Below are 18,079 nucleotides of genomic sequence, written 5' to 3'. Positions count from 1 at the left end.
CTTGTAAGGCAAAAAAGACAATAACGAACTAGCAGATGCAAGTTCATGCATCTGACGGATTAATCCTTCTGGAGGATATAACTGTTAGACAGCTTACTGGACTTCTCTCACCTCCAGACCGAGTTTTTTAGCTTCGGCAATAATTCTTTTTACACGGAATTTTTCCTGTTTTTGTTTAGCTTTTTCAAAGGATGTCTCGTCGTAGTCAACATCTTTCTTCAATAAGTTGTAAATGATCACGAGGAGCTTTCTGGCTAATGCAATGAGAGCTTTCTTGGCCCCGCGGCGTTGTTTTATCTTCCAGTACCAAGACGATAAATAGCTATCGCGTATTCGGGTGATGCACCAGGCAATTTCGCAAAGGATTCGTTTTAGATAGGTGTTGCCATGGGTGGTACGGGTGGACTTTTTTTTCCTGCACTTTCATTATTACCAGGACTTAAGCCCGCCCAGGAACAGATATGTTCCGCGGTTTTGAATCGGCTCATATCAATGCCGATTTCCGCCAAGATTGCAGCAGCGGCGGTTTTGTCAATCCCCGGGATGCCGTCCAGTTGCTCCAGTTGTCTTTGATATTGCTTGAGTTTTTCCTCAAGCTTTTGCTCTACCTGGTGAAGATGCTCGTAGTGCTGATCCAGCCACCCTAGCAAAAGCTTGAGGAACTCCCTTTGGTGAACATCCATTTTACCATTGACAGCCTGTTTGATCTCATGGAGCTTGCTCTTAGCGCGCCCCTTTACAAATGTTTCTACTTCGCGGGCAGATATCTTCCCGTAGCAGCAAAGGTGATCTATAATTGCTCGGCCTGATACGCCGAATATATCGGTAAGAAATGTTGACAGCTTAAAGCCGCAGCTTTGTAAGTGCTTTTCAATCCGATTTTTCTGGGAAGTAATTTCCTCGACGATGCTTTTACGGTACCGGGTCAGATTACGGAGTTCCCGGATAGGTTTCGAGGGGATAAAACTTCCTTCTAACAATCCGGCACGCAAGAGAGTGGCTATCCATTCAGCGTCCTTCATGTCGGTCTTTTTGCCAGGAACATTCTTCATGTGCCGGGCGTTGGTAACAATCAAAACCATACTGCCGTCAAAGGCTTCTTCCAGTACGTTATATACAGGCTGCCAATAAACACCAGTACTTTCCATAGCCACATTCCGGCAGTTTTCCTCTTCCAGCCAGGCTTTTAGTTCATCAAGTCCAGCAAGAAGGGTGGAAAAAGTGCGGATGGTTTTAACTGGTTCCCCGTCAACATTGCCTTTTAATAAGCAGGCGACAACAGTTTCCTTGTGGACATCAAGACCACAACAAATTTCCAGAATGTCTTGCATACGACTCACTCCTGCTCCAATGGATTTCAGGGATGATTGCCCGAGAAAATATGGAGTTTAGTACCCGTGCTGTTCCCAAGTCCTTAAAAACAAGGGGCGACAATTGGCCGTGCTCAAAGGCAATCAGGTTAGGTTTTTAGTCGAGGTTATACCATCAAAATACAATCAACCTTTGTCCCTGATAATTCCAATGTAGCAGAAAATTAGACCATTGTAATCACTTCTACATATTTTCATAATTGGTTGTGCCTTCTAGGCATGGGTGGTTTTTAGAGAAAAAAAATCACTCGAGCTTGCATTGGTGTTTTTCTTAATCAGTACTAACGTAAAAATTTAACCACATATAGCCTGGGTAAATGAAATAAGGCAAATGGAAGAAAGATAAAGCGCGTTTGCGATCTTCAATAATTTGTGGAGCCCTAGTTTCATTTTTCGATTGCGTGTATGCCCTGAGTCGGCGTCATTTCCAGGATGAAAGTACTTGTATAACCCATATCCGTGGTGTAGCTCCCCTAACGGGACTTATCTATACATTGAACATGGTGATCACACCTTGTATACTAAGAGCAGCTAAGAATTTGGTTTACATAACACCAAATTTGCAGTTGCTCTTTAGTTTTTTAGTCTTTAGTACGAAAATAACCCTATCAAATAATCAATATGCTTGTAAGGCAAAAAAGACAATAACGAACTAGCAGATGCAAGTTCATGCATCTGACGGATTAATCCTTCTGGAGGATATAACTGTTAGACAGCTTACTGGACTTCTCTCACCTCCAGACCGAGTTTTTTAGCTTCGGCAATAATTCTTTTTACACGGAATTTTTCCTGTTTTTGTTTAGCTTTTTCAAAGGATGTCTCGTCGTAGTCAACATCTTTCTTCAATAAGTTGTAAATGATCACGAGGAGCTTTCTGGCTAATGCAATGAGAGCTTTCTTGGCCCCGCGGCGTTGTTTTATCTTCCAGTACCAAGACGATAAATAGCTATCGCGTATTCGGGTGATGCACCAGGCAATTTCGCAAAGGATTCGTTTTAGATAGGTGTTGCCATGGGTGGTACGGGTGGACTTTTTTTTCCTGCACTTTCATTATTACCAGGACTTAAGCCCGCCCAGGAACAGATATGTTCCGCGGTTTTGAATCGGCTCATATCAATGCCGATTTCCGCCAAGATTGCAGCAGCGGCGGTTTTGTCAATCCCCGGGATGCCGTCCAGTTGCTCCAGTTGTCTTTGATATTGCTTGAGTTTTTCCTCAAGCTTTTGCTCTACCTGGTGAAGATGCTCGTAGTGCTGATCCAGCCACCCTAGCAAAAGCTTGAGGAACTCCCTTTGGTGAACATCCATTTTACCATTGACAGCCTGTTTGATCTCATGGAGCTTGCTCTTAGCGCGCCCCTTTACAAATGTTTCTACTTCGCGGGCAGATATCTTCCCGTAGCAGCAAAGGTGATCTATAATTGCTCGGCCTGATACGCCGAATATATCGGTAAGAAATGTTGACAGCTTAAAGCCGCAGCTTTGTAAGTGCTTTTCAATCCGATTTTTCTGGGAAGTAATTTCCTCGACGATGCTTTTACGGTACCGGGTCAGATTACGGAGTTCCCGGATAGGTTTCGAGGGGATAAAACTTCCTTCTAACAATCCGGCACGCAAGAGAGTGGCTATCCATTCAGCGTCCTTCATGTCGGTCTTTTTGCCAGGAACATTCTTCATGTGCCGGGCGTTGGTAACAATCAAAACCATACTGCCGTCAAAGGCTTCTTCCAGTACGTTATATACAGGCTGCCAATAAACACCAGTACTTTCCATAGCCACATTCCGGCAGTTTTCCTCTTCCAGCCAGGCTTTTAGTTCATCAAGTCCAGCAAGAAGGGTGGAAAAAGTGCGGATGGTTTTAACTGGTTCCCCGTCAACATTGCCTTTTAATAAGCAGGCGACAACAGTTTCCTTGTGGACATCAAGACCACAACAAATTTCCAGAATGTCTTGCATACGACTCACTCCTGCTCCAATGGATTTCAGGGATGATTGCCCGAGAAAATATGGAGTTTAGTACCCGTGCTGTTCCCAAGTCCTTAAAAACAAGGGGCGACAATTGGCCGTGCTCAAAGGCAATCAGGTTAGGTTTTTAGTCGAGGTTATACCATCAAAATACAATCAACCTTTGTCCCTGATAATTCCAATGTAGCAGAAAATTAGACCATTGTAATCACTTCTACATATTTTCATAATTGGTTGTGCCTTCTAGGCATGGGTGGTTTTTAGAGAAAAAAAATCACTCGAGCTTGCATTGGTGTTTTTCTTAATCAGTACTAACGTAAAAATTTAACCACATATAGCCTGGGTAAATGAAATAAGGCAAATGGAAGAAAGATAAAGCGCGTTTGCGATCTTCAATAATTTGTGGAGCCCTAGTTTCATTTTTCGATTGCGTGTATGCCCTGAGTCGGCGTCATTTCCAGGATGAAAGTACTTGTATAACCCATATCCGTGGTGTAGCTCCCCTAACGGGACTTATCTATACATTGAACATGGTGATCACACCTTGTATACTAAGAGCAGCTAAGAATTTGGTTTACATAACACCAAATTTGCAGTTGCTCTTTAGTTTTTTAGTCTTTAGTACGAAAATAACCCTATCAAATAATCAATATGCTTGTAAGGCAAAAAAGACAATAACGAACTAGCAGATGCAAGTTCATGCATCTGACGGATTAATCCTTCTGGAGGATATAACTGTTAGACAGCTTACTGGACTTCTCTCACCTCCAGACCGAGTTTTTTAGCTTCGGCAATAATTCTTTTTACACGGAATTTTTCCTGTTTTTGTTTAGCTTTTTCAAAGGATGTCTCGTCGTAGTCAACATCTTTCTTCAATAAGTTGTAAATGATCACGAGGAGCTTTCTGGCTAATGCAATGAGAGCTTTCTTGGCCCCGCGGCGTTGTTTTATCTTCCAGTACCAAGACGATAAATAGCTATCGCGTATTCGGGTGATGCACCAGGCAATTTCGCAAAGGATTCGTTTTAGATAGGTGTTGCCATGGGTGGTACGGGTGGACTTTTTTTTCCTGCACTTTCATTATTACCAGGACTTAAGCCCGCCCAGGAACAGATATGTTCCGCGGTTTTGAATCGGCTCATATCAATGCCGATTTCCGCCAAGATTGCAGCAGCGGCGGTTTTGTCAATCCCCGGGATGCCGTCCAGTTGCTCCAGTTGTCTTTGATATTGCTTGAGTTTTTCCTCAAGCTTTTGCTCTACCTGGTGAAGATGCTCGTAGTGCTGATCCAGCCACCCTAGCAAAAGCTTGAGGAACTCCCTTTGGTGAACATCCATTTTACCATTGACAGCCTGTTTGATCTCATGGAGCTTGCTCTTAGCGCGCCCCTTTACAAATGTTTCTACTTCGCGGGCAGATATCTTCCCGTAGCAGCAAAGGTGATCTATAATTGCTCGGCCTGATACGCCGAATATATCGGTAAGAAATGTTGACAGCTTAAAGCCGCAGCTTTGTAAGTGCTTTTCAATCCGATTTTTCTGGGAAGTAATTTCCTCGACGATGCTTTTACGGTACCGGGTCAGATTACGGAGTTCCCGGATAGGTTTCGAGGGGATAAAACTTCCTTCTAACAATCCGGCACGCAAGAGAGTGGCTATCCATTCAGCGTCCTTCATGTCGGTCTTTTTGCCAGGAACATTCTTCATGTGCCGGGCGTTGGTAACAATCAAAACCATACTGCCGTCAAAGGCTTCTTCCAGTACGTTATATACAGGCTGCCAATAAACACCAGTACTTTCCATAGCCACATTCCGGCAGTTTTCCTCTTCCAGCCAGGCTTTTAGTTCATCAAGTCCAGCAAGAAGGGTGGAAAAAGTGCGGATGGTTTTAACTGGTTCCCCGTCAACATTGCCTTTTAATAAGCAGGCGACAACAGTTTCCTTGTGGACATCAAGACCACAACAAATTTCCAGAATGTCTTGCATACGACTCACTCCTGCTCCAATGGATTTCAGGGATGATTGCCCGAGAAAATATGGAGTTTAGTACCCGTGCTGTTCCCAAGTCCTTAAAAACAAGGGGCGACAATTGGCCGTGCTCAAAGGCAATCAGGTTAGGTTTTTAGTCGAGGTTATACCATCAAAATACAATCAACCTTTGTCCCTGATAATTCCAATGTAGCAGAAAATTAGACCATTGTAATCACTTCTACATATTTTCATAATTGGTTGTGCCTTCTAGGCATGGGTGGTTTTTAGAGAAAAAAAATCACTCGAGCTTGCATTGGTGTTTTTCTTAATCAGTACTAACGTAAAAATTTAACCACATATAGCCTGGGTAAATGAAATAAGGCAAATGGAAGAAAGATAAAGCGCGTTTGCGATCTTCAATAATTTGTGGAGCCCTAGTTTCATTTTTCGATTGCGTGTATGCCCTGAGTCGGCGTCATTTCCAGGATGAAAGTACTTGTATAACCCATATCCGTGGTGTAGCTCCCCTAACGGGACTTATCTATACATTGAACATGGTGATCACACCTTGTATACTAAGAGCAGCTAAGAATTTGGTTTACATAACACCAAATTTGCAGTTGCTCTTTAGTTTTTTAGTCTTTGATAATTAAAAGCCTAATTACTCACAATAGGTGTTTATGGTTAGGATGTCTTTGGGAAAATAGCCTTAGGTGAGTGCCTACCAAGGGAAGAGAATTAAACCTAAATGGCATCTCTTGTATGCTATCACCAACTTATGTCATTTAACGACATCCAATAAATTCCGGAAAAATTCTTTCAGCCCACTGGATTCACCCCCTTTCTTCTCCCTTCACTTCCTACTTTAGTGTAAAAATTTAGGACTGTCTCATAACCTCGTCTATAAAGTGCCATTACCCGTCCCAAAAGGGAATTTGCCTGCCTGAAAGTGTAATTTCTTATAAAACATTACCTAAACAAAAAAGAGAAGGCAGTATAAAAAAGTACTCCTTCTCTTTTCGTTTTAATTATTATCTAAGCAAGAACCTCTTTTTCAATTCCTGAGCTTTTTCGGCCGTGGCCAGGGCTGTTTGCCTGGTGTTAGCCAGTATCAGTTCATAAGTAGATTTACCCAAGGGGGACATGGAAACGAGCATGTTTAAGTTGATGATATACCCTTTATGGGTACGGAAAAAGTGTCTGCCATTAAGACGCTGTTCCAGGGTTTCCAGAGAATCGGTCGTTTGAATAACCTTTTCCCCAGTAAGATGAATTTTGGTTTTTCGTTCGTCACGAGTTACCATGACAATATTTCGGGTATCCAGAAAGTGAAGTCGACGATTATCCTGCACCATCAGTTTTTGCAGGCTGCCGACTCCTTCAACCTTTTTCTCATATAATTTGGCCAGTTTTCTTTCTTTAATTATCCCCTTGACCCGCTCCATGGTCCGGCTAATACGGTCTAGCTTAAAGGGCTTGAGCAGGTAGTCAAAGGCATAGACATCAAAAGCCTCCTGGTGGTACTGGGCATAGGCGGTGGCAAAAATGATGAATATTTGTGGGTATATGTCCACTATTTCCTTTGCCGCCGCCAACCCGTCCATCCTGGGCATATCGATGTCGAGAAAGACAACATCGGGCTTTAGTTTCTCCACCGCTTCTACTAAGGCAAGGCCATCCCCTACTTCCTGGATAACCTTTACATCCTCCAGGCCTTCCAATGTCTTTCGTAAGATCAACTGCATCCGCTGATCATCTTCGGCGATCACAACTTTTACAACCATAAGGTTTCTCCTTTAGAATTTTTGTAAAGCCTTCGGCGTCTTGGGTTGGTAAAAGGTAAATAGGCTGGCAGGCTGTACACCCAGATTGGCTACAGCTACCAGGACTATTGCCAGGGAGCTGTACAACCATTTTTTCAACATACTCAGCACCTCCTTTCCTCAAGAAATCCAGCAACATATTGATATAACCTACTGCCTTGTAGGCCTGAGGAGTCAAGGTAAGACTTTGCACCCATATACCCATTGCACTGGCCATGACCAAAGAATTAAACCGACCTTGGCTGTATACAACAAAGACATGTATTATACCCATCCAGACAACAGTAAAAATAACGGATAAGACCCTAAGCTTTTCTTTTTCCTCATCAGTTAATATCTTATTTGGGTTTTCGGCAGGAGCCCATTTCAAACAGAGGAGAAAGGCAGATAACCCGATAACAAAAGTAAACACCAGCAAATGGAATGTTTGGGAGAGTATAAATATCTGGGCCAGCTTGCCTAGTGAGAGCATAATAAGTAACCCAAAACCCAGGCAACGGTAGTAATCACTAAAGTGTACCCCTCCCGACAGCAGCCGGAAAGAGCTAAAGGTAAGTAAAGCTACCATAGTAGTACTAAAAATATCTAGGAAATAGGCGCTGCTTAAGATCACGACCAACTTAGTCACGCTGCTCAAGATAATTTCCAGCCCATAGGCCATCACTTCTGAATCGTCTTCTCCCAGGGCTAATTCCCTGGAGAGGATTTGGGCAATATGACAGGATATCTTATGTATGGACATGTTCTATCTCCCCCCTTTGGGCAGAGTTACTTTAAAAACTGTTCCCTTTATCTCATCACTACTGACTTCTATGGTCCCTTTCAGCCTCTCTACACTTTGTTTTACACTGTAGAGACCTAATCCCTGGCCACCTTTCTTGGTGGTAAATCCACAGTCAAAGATCCGTTTTATGATGGCCCCGTCAATAGGAGGCCCGTAATTCCTAAGGGTAAACTGGTAAGTTTCCGAATTCTCCTCTATATCCAGATAAACCCTTTTTTCTTCACTCTCCAGAGTGATTACGGCATCCAATGCATTATCCAGGATATTCCCTATAATGATATTAACTTGAGAAACAGGTAAGGATAGCCCGACTAAATCTGTATCCGCTGAAATGTCTAATTCAATACTTCTTGTTTCAGCCTGGGCTATTTTCGTTAAGAGTAAAGCCAGGATACCGGGATGCCTTATCTTTGTCAATTCTTCATGAACCACTAAAGAACCAAACCGATCCCTTAAATATTCCCGGGCTTCGGCAAATTCCCCTATTTCCAGTAATCCATGGACTGTTTGGACATGATGCATGAAATCATGTCTTTGCAGACGAATGGTGTCCACAAGCTGTAGGATATGCTGGAGGTTTTCGAAATGAGCCTGAGCTTCCACCTCTTTATGGCTTTGCCGAAAAACTCTATGGGTGAGTATAATCGTATACCCGGTAAGCACAATAAGAAAAAGACTGATGGGCCAGGAAAAATTTCGTAAATTACCAACATTAAAAACACCCAGATCACCAATTAAATAGGTGAGGTTAAAAAGGGCCAATAAAAATACTTCAAATAATGCTATAACCAGGAGAAAAAACAATGTCTCATTTCTCTTGTTCATACTTACCCCAGCTTTCCGGAAGATCGATTAATTTATAGCCGGTAATTTTCATGGCAGTGATTATAAGTATGACAATGATAAACTGGGGCAAAAAGAACAAAATACGTTTAACAGGGTCGGCTAAATTATCTTTGAGGGACAAGGGATAAATTATATGTAAAAAAGATAAGATGGACATTTCCAGGACTATATAAATAGCAAGGCTTAAAAGCAGAGAAGTGAGAACACTTTTATACGGCAGCCTTGCAATCAATTTAACTGATAGGAACAAAAAGACAATCTGGATCAGGGAATGGAAACCGAAGGCAATAGGTAACGACCGGAGGATATAGGAAAAGCCTGTCTGGATAAGGCCAATAAGCAGTATTTTTGGTATTTGAACATTAATTCCTACGAGAGTAAAGCCCAACAGCACCACTGCCACGGCCTCCGGTAAAGAAATGGCCAGCAAGGTAATCAGGTTCATTTTATCCACTGTATCCTCTCCCTTACCCTTTTCTATTTATTTAAACTATTTCCTTGCCACTTGGTCTAAAAAGGGAATTTGCCTGCCTGAAAAGGGAAAATGCCTGTCTGAAATTTACCGCTTACACCTCCTCTTGCATTTGAAAGTTTTTATTAGTTTTTATCTTTATTTGTTTAATTCGAGATATTCTATACACTTCCCTTTATATTTCCATATTATTGAATAATTTTAAAAAATGAAAAGCCAGCGGTTCTTGCGATTTAAATCACTGTCTTGTTCACAACACGGCAGACATAGTTTAAGCCCCTTATACAGGGGCTTTACTTAATTTAGTGGTAAGCGCTAAATATTGGTGTGCACCGAACTGAAAACCGTGCAGTTATGCACGGTTTAGAGCTTCGCTTTTATTATTGTCGTGGAAGCCATCTTACTTTCCATAGTCCGTCAATTTTTATACAGGAGAATGGCTCTTTTATTTCTAGAAATTTTTTATCTCCTACAGTATAATTGTATGTCACATATACAACTGCCATATCTTTGGATTCAATAATTTTTACACCTTCAATTTTATAATCCAACAGTTGCCCATTGTATTCATTCATTTCCTTACAATACTGTTCAATTGAAATGTCTTGTGGCACTTGAAGAAGAGCATATGTCATTAACCAATCTCTTTTCTTTTCTGCTTCAAGATAAGATTTCATAACAGACTCGGGTGACATAAATACTTCTGATGGAACAGTCGGAACTACTAATTTCAAATTCATATTGTCATAATGAGGCTCATTTAATGGTGGCTTATTATCAGTGATATTATTATTATCAACATGCTTCAATATATTAAAGGGAACATTAAAAAATACGATAATTGATATAAGGATTAATATCACACTTAAGAGGTATTTATTTATCATCTTAATAGCAGACATTGTAAGCTTGAAGCCCTGCATCATAGTATCCTTTCACAGCATTATATAAATCGTTATAATTTACGTTGAAAACCCCATTATATGAACTTATATGATTGGGATCTACTACTTTTACACTAGAAGAACTTTTAATAACTTGTCCAGAACCATCATCTATCATTTTTGTCATACTGTCAATCACAATATAATGATAATAAGTATTACCATTATAATATGGTACAGTAGTTATGCAGTTTCAGGATAATTTTCCCAATCCCATAACCTAAGTTCCAAAGAATGTGGCCAGAATTTATCAATAAGCCTTGAAAAACGCTGGGTTGCCGTGTCAAAATAGACTTGGATCAACTGCTCGCAACAGCGGATCCGACAACCGGCGTTGAAGAAGTACCTTATCACTTCGCAGAGGGAGGGGGCTTGTTCGGCGCCTTCTTTATTGCACTCCCAAGAGGCATAACAAAGAAGGGTCTTCGCTGTAAACAAGAGCTCCACATGTGCGAAATGAGCTGTTTCAGACTGAGCATAGCAAGATGTTAAACCAAGATTCTGTTTAGCGGTGCGGTAAAAAACTTCTATTCTCCATCGTTTAACATAGGCAGTTGCAGCTTCTTCCGGCGTATCTACGCGATTGCTTATCAGGAGATACGCATCCTTGAAGGTTGCTGGGCATTCTTCCTCCGGAAGAACTATGCTGCCCTCGACAGCCTGCTTCTCATAAGTGGCTGCAATGGCAGCTATGGGTAAAAAACGTTGTCTAGTAATGGGTTTTCCCTTGCGTGTTAAGGTCTCATAGGGCATTTTGATGTAAATGTCCGGAATACTGAGAACCGATTCTTTGCCAAGGACCCGAAGCTGGGAATAAACTTCTCGCAGCAGTTGCTTCGGATTAAGTTTAATGTAGCGTTCCTTTCCTAGTACCGGGTCGTAGATTTTCCTGAATAGCGCTGTGTTACGTTTGGCTTTGGTAACCCAGTCAAAATTTTGACCCATCAGCCAGTTCAGGAACTTTTTACACAAAAACCAGCGATCCATGGCTACCCATAGTCTGGCCTTGTTCAGCTGACGAGCCTCTGCGAGCATCTGTTTAGCAAGATCAAGCTTGCTTTGTTTTTCATTCTCCTGACCGGTTTTAACCCAAAAGCGCCATAACATGGGATATTCAAGACCATTCTTTAAGATAGCCAGGGTCGACACAAGATTAATACACCATACATGGCGCTTATCCGAACTGTCAAAGAGCCAACAGAGAAAGGGGATTTTTTTACCGTGAGGATGCTCAATTTTGGTATCGTCTAAGGCAATGATATCGCCGTCGGTCAGCCTGCTATCCGTATTTTCTTGTAACCTGGCAAATCTGCCCAAAGAGAACCGGAGCCACTGAAAGGGCTTGGAGAGAAACCGGCTGAAGGCACTTTGAGAGATGATTTGCCCGGAAAGCAGTTGTTGTAAAAATGGAGCTTCCGTTGAAAACTTAGCATTTTGATTTGCAGAACTTGAATGATTAACAAGGCCGCAGATGTAGGCAAAAGCCAGGAGCCACGCTGGAATTCCGGAGTGTTTGCGTATTCCGGACTGGGAAAACAGCAGAGACAGGTCAAATAAATCCCAAATTGTCTTGAGTACCGGGATTCCGGCACCTTGACCGTGATCCTTTTTTTCGAAAGTTGGTTTACACAGTTTCTTCATCAGCATCACCCATATCGCTAGAGTGATGGTAGAAAATACCATCCAAAGCGATTATGGGGGCTTTCCGAAAAAGTCAAGCCTTTTTTGTCGAAAATTAGGATCTTTTTTTTAAAAAAATATTTTTGGAGTTATCATTTTCTATTTATTTCCACCAACTGCATAACTCCTGTATGGTAGATAGCTTGTTTTTACTAGAACCATTACTGGTTGATTCAGATTAAAAATATTGTAATCAATTAAATTAAATAGAGCGTCATAATCGCCACTTGCACCATTAATCTTTTTAACATTGAAATAATGGATATTAGAAACATAATTATTAAGTGTATTCCGTAAATTTAGTGTATTTGAACCACTATTAGTTGTTCCTGATTGAGTTGCAATGGTGTTTTGTTTTTGGTATTCGGTTGAACCTGATACCTGCCCTGCTCTGCCATTATAATCAATTATTGCAAGGGTAGATGCCGGGCCACACCAATAGTGCGTTTGTTGAGTGTGAAGAGGAACAAATAATGATTTTGAAACGGGGTAAATCCATTTAGGAGTAATTATACCTGGTATTGATTTATTGTTTTGTTTATTTATATAATCCATTACCTTCTGCCATTGTTTTGATTCTTCTTTAGCTGCTTTTTCAATTGTTTTTTCATCATTTGTTTCTATTAAGTTTATCATCTCCTGCTCTGCACCATATACAACAGTTGCACCAAAAACCATTATAAAAAGAACTAAAACACAGATGAATTTTTTCATAATTAAGCTTACTCCCTTCGAAAAATCTATTTGTTACTGTTTAAAATGGCTAGTCTGATAATCACCACCCCCAGAAAAAACTTTTAGCCCACTGGATTCACCATGCCTTCCTAAATTCACTCCCTTCACTTCCTGCTTTAGTGTAAAAATTTAGGACTGTCTTATAACCTCGTCTATAAAGTGCCATTACCCGTCCCAAAAGGGAATTTGCCTGTCTGAAAGTGTAATTTCTTATAGAGCATTACCTAAACAAAAAAGAGAAGGCAGTATAAAAAAGTACTCCTTCTCTTTTCGTTTTAATTATTATCTAAGCAAGAACCTCTTTTTCAATTCCTGAGCTTTTTCGGCCGTAGCCAGGGCTGTTTGCCTGGTGTTAGCCAGTATCCTCATCAGTTAATATCTTATTTGGGTTTTCGGCAGGAGCCCATTTCAAACAGAGGAGAAAGGCAGATAACCCGATAACAAAAGTAAACACCAGCAAATGGAATGTTTGGGAGAGTATAAATATCTGGGCCAGCTTGCCTAATGAGAGCATAATAAGTAACCCAAAACCCAGGCAGCGGTAGTAATCACTAAAGTGTACCCCTCCCGACAGCAGCCGGAAAGAGCTAAAGGTAAGTAAAGCTACCAGAGTAGTACTAAAAATATTTAGGAAATAGGCGCTGCTTAAGATCACGACCAACTTAGTCACGCTGCTCAAGATAATTTCCAGCCCATAGGCCATCACTTCTGAATCGTCTTCTCCCAGGGCTAATTCCCTGGAGAGGATTTGGGCAATATGACAGGATATCTTATGTATGGACATGTTCTATCCCCCCTTTGGGCAGAGTTACTTTAAAAACTGTTCCCTTTATCTCATCACTACTGACTTCTATGGTCCCTTTCAGCCTCTCTACACTTTGTTTTACACTGTAGAGGCCTAATCCCTGGCCACCTTTCTTGGTGGTAAATCCACGGTCAAAGATCCGTTTTATGATGGCCCCGTCAATAGGAGGCCCGTAATTCCTAAGGGTAAACTGGTAAGTTTCCGAATTCTCCTCTATATCCAGATAAACCCTTTTTTCTTCACTCTCCAGAGTGATTACGGCATCCAATGCATTATCCAGGATATTCCCTATAATGATATTAACTTGAGAAACAGGTAAGGATAGCCCGACTAAATCTGTATCCGCTGAAATGTCTAATTCAATACTTCTTGTTTCAGCCTGGGCTATTTTCGTTAAGAGTAAAGCCAGGATACCGGGATGCCTTATCTTTGTCAATTCTTCATGAACCACTAAAGAACCAAACCGATCCCTCAAATATTCCCGGGCTTCGGCAAATTCCCCTATTTCCAGTAATCCATGGACTGTTTGGACATGCTGCATGAAATCATGTCTTTGCAGACGAATGGTGTCCACAAGCTCTAGTTGTGGCTTATCACGTTAAACCGCCTAAAATGATTCAAATCATATCAAAATAAACTTCCGAAAAAGACTAACTATGTCCATCACAATCTGATAAAATTGTTGCAAAATGTTTTGGATGTGATAGAATGGTAATTTATCATGATTTTAAACTTTCACCTGAGCAATACCAAAAAGCAAATATAGGGCAACTGCTTCCGGTTATTGAGGCATGCCCCTGTTGCAATGCCCAAGCCCGGTTATACCGGCACGGTTTCCGTAACCGCTATGCACTGCTGGCTGAAAGCGTTCTTTTACTCCTGGTCTGCCGTTTCAGGTGCCGATGTTGCAAAAAGACATTTACCTTGCTGCCATCGTTTCTATTTAGCCCCCACGGTTTTTAAAGTACATTTATTCTGATAATTTGCAATAACTGCAGGATGGTGAGTCTTTTTATCTTGAAATTTCAATTTGCTTTAGACTGATTCAGGTACTTTTTTTGTGAAATCTTCAGGCACATTTATTGTGAATTTTCACACCTTTGCCTCAGGCTTCTTTCAGATTCCACCTCGCGGTGGACACCCTTGCCGTCAGCTAACGGTAGGCACTCGCCAGCCCCCGTTCGGGACTTTCATCCTAGAGATGACGCCCATGCTGGGCGTACATGGAAAAAGGCAATGTTCCGGTTAACGAAACATCGCCTTTTTTGACAGTCTGCCATGATTTATTTAAAGATTAACATCATCATTGTTTATTGTAAATGTGTTATTTGTAAATTTATAAGTTTTAATCCTTAAATGAGTGTTTTCAGTTTTTATTTCAGTTGGTAGCCCTTCTACCGGAATATCTTTTATTTTTACTCCATTGTTATTAAGATCATGCACTTCTAAAGTAGAATTATCAACATTCCAGTTTATAATATAATCTGATACCCAAAACAAGTGATTTGAACCATTCAGTTTTGAAACATGAGACTTATTACTAATTTCAATAATACTTAGTTCCGCAGCGTGACGTTCGTTTTTATCAAAACCAGTCATTGATTGAATAACCATAAATTTACCATCTGGGGATATTTGAGGATTCATAGCACATTCCATAAAAGTCTCTTTCTGACCGTTTTTCATATCATAAACTTTAACTATTGGTTTTTCATTTTGGCAATAATCATAAAATAGTAAATCTTCTTTACCCCATTCCAAAAATACATTTTCAGCATTATAGAATTCTGGATATTGATATGAGTCAATTATCTCCACCTTATTATCCCCTAAATTCCTTATATAGATATTAATCCGACCATTATTTTTACCTATATAGGCTATTTTATTATTATTAACTGAGTAATCAAATACTACTATTTTATCATCTAAGCTTAGTGGATATATTTTTTTATCTTGATTATTGAAAAGTTTATTTTTTCCTAAGATAACATCTCCATTGGGTAGCTCATGGTAGATGGGTTTTTTCTCCAACCATGGTTTGTAGTAATATTTCCCAATCGTTTCATTATTATTGTTATCTCGAACCTCAAAAACAAAACTTCCGTCATCGGATATATTTTCTAAACAATTAATATTAATATTTGAAAGTTTTTTGGCGTCATTGTCATTAACAATTGGGGGATTGGTTTGATATAAACCCTTTTCAACAATCATATCTTTTAAAAATATCGAATTAGATATACTATATGCAATGCCTGCAAAACTAATTAGAATAGTAAAGGCTAATACTATGATTTTTATTTTTTTATTCATTATTAATATTCCTCCTCTAAGGTAAATATATCGTGTTTACTTTATAATCAGTATTTGCATAAATTGTTACATTCTGTGTTCTTGCCCCATAATCATAACTAAGTGTTTTATTACCAGTAGTTGCTCTTGCTATATAATAGTTTATACCATAAGAAGCTTCATCTGGAAAAGGATTTCCATTTGCCATTATAAAATATGAATATGATGCTCCATAATTAACATCTGTACCTTTTGTTGCTCCAGATATTCTTTTATACCTAGCCCAACTCCCACCTGAAGTACGTACTTCACCAAGTACCCCACCGTATCCATCAGAAGTACTTCTTGATAAAAGCCCTTCAGGATTTCTTTGACTATACCAACTGTTAGTTCCCATCCTAATTTCAAAGTGTAAATGTGGACCTGTTACATTTCCTGAACTGCCAGATTCTGCAATCTTATTTCCTTGATAAACCGTTTGATTAACGGCGGGGCAATCTGAATAATCACTTAAATGCGCATATAAATGATAAAATTTTACTCCTGCATAATTAGGATGATTTGATTCAATAATTATATATTTACCGTATGAATCACCACCAAGATCTGCCTTAGTTACCACTTTACCAGTATAGGCAGCGTATACATCTGAACCAGATGCAGCGGCAAAGTCGATACCATGATGACCGTATGTGCTTGACGAAGTAAGTTTTTCAGCATATAAATACCCTGCATTAACGGGAGCTGAAACTGGAGTAACTAAATTAATACCCCCGTAAACCGCCATAACAGGGGAGTATAATCCAGTTATTAGTATTCCCATAATTAAAAGAATTGGTAAAGCGTATTTACATAAAGTTCTTTTTATAATCAACATTAACATCTCCTTATTGTAAATTTTCTAAAAAAATATTTTACTATCTCACTTCCAAGCTTCCAAGAATATCATAGTTTTATTCCACTATGTTGATAATATTTTTGTCACTTTAACTATAATATAGTGTTGCGGCTGAACTAAAGTGGCGTAAAGCTGACGGAATTGCCTGACCGAGAATTGCTGTAAAAGATGACCGTTGTTCCAGACAGAACAATAATGATAAGATGACTGTAAAAATGCAATAACGGAGGAACGGTTGTGGAGAAGTACAAGAAAATTGATGAGAAGATTGGTGAAGGGTACAAATTACTTGAACGTGGCCAAATTATCAAGGCTTGCGATGTATGGCTGGATGCCTGGGAAGATATAAAAACCGTAATGGCTGCAGATAAGGTCAAAGACTTACCCAAACTGCAAGGGAAATATAAGTGGAGAGAATTTGTAATGAACTATGTGCAGGATCTTGACGATCAGTTGCACAACGCGGCAATTGAGAAACCCCAATATCTCTCTAAACGAATCAGATATTGTGAGGAACTCCTTGAGTTATGCGGCGATAAGGATGAACTGATAATCGAAAACACTCGTCGGTCCATAGCGGAATCTCATTATGCCCTAGGCAACAAGCAAGAATGTGACCGGCTTTTTAAAATGTGGCTGACTGATGACCCGGCCTGGGGATGGGGCTACATCGGCTGGGCAGATTGCTATCACTACGGTACCAAAAGTATCGAACCCGACAATGTAAAGGCTGATGAGATTATCAACAGTGCCCTAAGGGAAAAAAACCTGAGAAACAGGGCTGACGTAGTAGACAGAGCCATTGAAATATATACTGCTTTGGGCAAGAATCAACAGGCAGCAGAACTGGAAAAAGAGCTTAAAGAATTAAGCGCAGCCTCCAAAGGCAAGACTGTGTCAAACACTCCGGTTACTGTAATTAAGATTGGCCGCAATGAACCTTGTCCTTGCGGCAGCGGCAAAAAATACAAAAAGTGCTGCGGGAAATAACTGCTTATGATCTGTCTCGCAAAGTACAGGTTGATTTTAGACAAGGATAACAGCAACAAATACTATGTTAAAAGCGAAGAGAACAGCATCTGTCCGGTATGCGGCTGTTGTGAGCTTAAAGTAATCGGCAGCAGAAAGCGAGGCGCTCTCCAGGGAGACGGTGAAACAATCATTCTAATCATTCGTCGGCTCCGCTGCAGGAACTGCCTCAGAATCCACCATGAACTGCCTGACATCCTGGTGCCGTACAAACGATATGCCGGCACCGTTATTGAAGCAATCCTTGACGGTACCGTAACTGAGGTTTGCTGTGAAAACAGCAGCATTTTCAGAATTAAAAGATGGTTTGCGGAAATCTCGGAATATATTGCCGGATGCCTCTGTGCAATAGCTGCCCGGCCCATCAGCGAATTAAAGACCTGGTGGGAGATGCAACCGGCTGGCTGGCCAGAGTTGTCCGGACTATGGTAAATACAAATAACTGGGTACAGACCCGTTTGGCC

13 protein-coding genes and 3 pseudogenes are annotated in these 18,079 nt (G+C 40.5%); 2 read left to right on the top strand and 14 right to left on the bottom strand.

Translation table 11 applies throughout. From position 1 onward, the window contains the following. Nucleotides 1–93: 93 nt before the first annotated feature. The 14 genes and pseudogenes from BR63_RS00285 to BR63_RS00215 form a co-directional block, all read right to left on the bottom strand. Nucleotides 94–1,331: pseudogene (locus tag BR63_RS00285) on the bottom strand (IS110 family RNA-guided transposase). Between the two features lie 756 nt (nt 1,332–2,087). Continuing rightward, nucleotides 2,088–3,325, bottom strand: a pseudogene (locus BR63_RS00280) (IS110 family RNA-guided transposase). Between the two features lie 756 nt (nt 3,326–4,081). Further along, nucleotides 4,082–5,319 (bottom strand): annotated as a pseudogene (locus BR63_RS00275) (IS110 family RNA-guided transposase). Nucleotides 5,320–6,335: 1,016 nt separating this feature from the next. Further along, entirely contained in the window at nt 6,336–7,088 is a 753-nt protein-coding gene (locus tag BR63_RS00270; RefSeq protein ID WP_034426186.1) for a LytR/AlgR family response regulator transcription factor, read from the bottom strand. After that, entirely contained in the window at nt 7,057–7,869 is an 813-nt protein-coding gene (locus BR63_RS19420) for an accessory gene regulator ArgB-like protein (protein WP_476718254.1), read from the bottom strand. The genes BR63_RS00270 and BR63_RS19420 overlap by 32 nt, the downstream gene beginning before the upstream one ends. Before the next feature lie 3 nt (nt 7,870–7,872). Then, a complete protein-coding gene (locus BR63_RS00260; protein ID WP_187142780.1) occupies nt 7,873–8,736 on the bottom strand; it encodes a sensor histidine kinase in 864 nt (287 codons plus the stop codon). Beyond that, the gene (locus BR63_RS00255) at nt 8,720–9,211 is read right to left on the bottom strand and encodes a hypothetical protein (protein WP_034426116.1); all 492 of its coding nucleotides are present in this window, start codon (nt 9,209–9,211) and stop codon (nt 8,720–8,722) included. The genes BR63_RS00260 and BR63_RS00255 overlap by 17 nt, the downstream gene beginning before the upstream one ends. Before the next feature lie 398 nt (nt 9,212–9,609). Beyond that, nucleotides 9,610–10,131 (bottom strand): hypothetical protein, encoded by a 522-nt coding sequence (locus BR63_RS00250; protein ID WP_153802208.1) that lies wholly within the window; start codon nt 10,129–10,131, stop codon nt 9,610–9,612. A 225-nt stretch (nt 10,132–10,356) separates the two neighbouring features. Then, complete coding sequence (locus tag BR63_RS00240; RefSeq protein ID WP_243269974.1) at nt 10,357–11,814, bottom strand: transposase; 1,458 nt, start codon at nt 11,812–11,814, stop codon at nt 10,357–10,359. 138 nt (nt 11,815–11,952) lie between these two features. Next, complete coding sequence (locus tag BR63_RS00235) at nt 11,953–12,567, bottom strand: hypothetical protein (protein WP_187142776.1); 615 nt, start codon at nt 12,565–12,567, stop codon at nt 11,953–11,955. A gap of 373 nt (nt 12,568–12,940) precedes the next feature. Beyond that, entirely contained in the window at nt 12,941–13,372 is a 432-nt protein-coding gene (locus BR63_RS00230) for an accessory gene regulator ArgB-like protein (protein ID WP_187142774.1), read from the bottom strand. Then, complete coding sequence (locus tag BR63_RS00225; RefSeq protein WP_207724741.1) at nt 13,359–13,967, bottom strand: sensor histidine kinase; 609 nt, start codon at nt 13,965–13,967, stop codon at nt 13,359–13,361. Before BR63_RS00225 ends, BR63_RS00230 begins: the two co-directional genes overlap by 14 nt. 713 nt (nt 13,968–14,680) lie before the next feature. Continuing rightward, nucleotides 14,681–15,709: a hypothetical protein gene (locus BR63_RS00220; protein ID WP_034425973.1), complete on the bottom strand. Its 1,029-nt coding sequence runs from the start codon at nt 15,707–15,709 to the stop codon at nt 14,681–14,683. A 16-nt stretch (nt 15,710–15,725) separates the two neighbouring features. Continuing rightward, entirely contained in the window at nt 15,726–16,565 is an 840-nt protein-coding gene (locus BR63_RS00215) for a M23 family metallopeptidase (protein WP_051966313.1), read from the bottom strand. A gap of 258 nt (nt 16,566–16,823) precedes the next feature. On the opposite strand from BR63_RS00215, the gene BR63_RS19695 reads away from it, so the two are divergent. Beyond that, a complete protein-coding gene (locus BR63_RS19695; RefSeq protein ID WP_034425975.1) occupies nt 16,824–17,576 on the top strand; it encodes an SEC-C metal-binding domain-containing protein in 753 nt (250 codons plus the stop codon). Nucleotides 17,577–17,582: 6 nt separating this feature from the next. Beyond that, complete coding sequence (locus BR63_RS00205; protein WP_051966314.1) at nt 17,583–18,047, top strand: DUF6431 domain-containing protein; 465 nt, start codon at nt 17,583–17,585, stop codon at nt 18,045–18,047. Nucleotides 18,048–18,079 lie beyond the last annotated feature (32 nt).

Origin of the sequence: Thermanaerosceptrum fracticalcis (genome assembly GCF_000746025.2) — a bacterium.
GTDB lineage: Bacteria > Bacillota > Peptococcia > DRI-13 > DRI-13 > Thermanaerosceptrum > Thermanaerosceptrum fracticalcis.
This window is presented reverse-complemented; position numbering and strand designations above follow the sequence as displayed.

What these genes read in the sequence shown, in the direction of transcription:
- BR63_RS00235 (WP_187142776.1), bottom strand. Translation starts at nt 12,567, where the DNA reads ATGAAAAAATTCATCTGTGTTTTAGTTCTTTTTATAATGGTTTTTGGT.
- BR63_RS19420 (WP_476718254.1), bottom strand. Translation starts at nt 7,869, where the DNA reads ATGTCCATACATAAGATATCCTGTCATATTGCCCAAATCCTCTCCAGG.
- BR63_RS00230 (WP_187142774.1), bottom strand. Translation starts at nt 13,372, where the DNA reads ATGTCCATACATAAGATATCCTGTCATATTGCCCAAATCCTCTCCAGG.
- BR63_RS00260 (WP_187142780.1), bottom strand. Translation starts at nt 8,736, where the DNA reads ATGAACAAGAGAAATGAGACATTGTTTTTTCTCCTGGTTATAGCATTA.
- BR63_RS00270 (WP_034426186.1), bottom strand. Translation starts at nt 7,088, where the DNA reads ATGGTTGTAAAAGTTGTGATCGCCGAAGATGATCAGCGGATGCAGTTG.
- BR63_RS00205 (WP_051966314.1), top strand. Translation starts at nt 17,583, where the DNA reads ATGATCTGTCTCGCAAAGTACAGGTTGATTTTAGACAAGGATAACAGC.
- BR63_RS00220 (WP_034425973.1), bottom strand. Translation starts at nt 15,709, where the DNA reads ATGAATAAAAAAATAAAAATCATAGTATTAGCCTTTACTATTCTAATT.
- BR63_RS00240 (WP_243269974.1), bottom strand. Translation starts at nt 11,814, where the DNA reads ATGAAGAAACTGTGTAAACCAACTTTCGAAAAAAAGGATCACGGTCAA.
- BR63_RS00215 (WP_051966313.1), bottom strand. Translation starts at nt 16,565, where the DNA reads ATGTTGATTATAAAAAGAACTTTATGTAAATACGCTTTACCAATTCTT.
- BR63_RS00250 (WP_153802208.1), bottom strand. Translation starts at nt 10,131, where the DNA reads ATGTCTGCTATTAAGATGATAAATAAATACCTCTTAAGTGTGATATTA.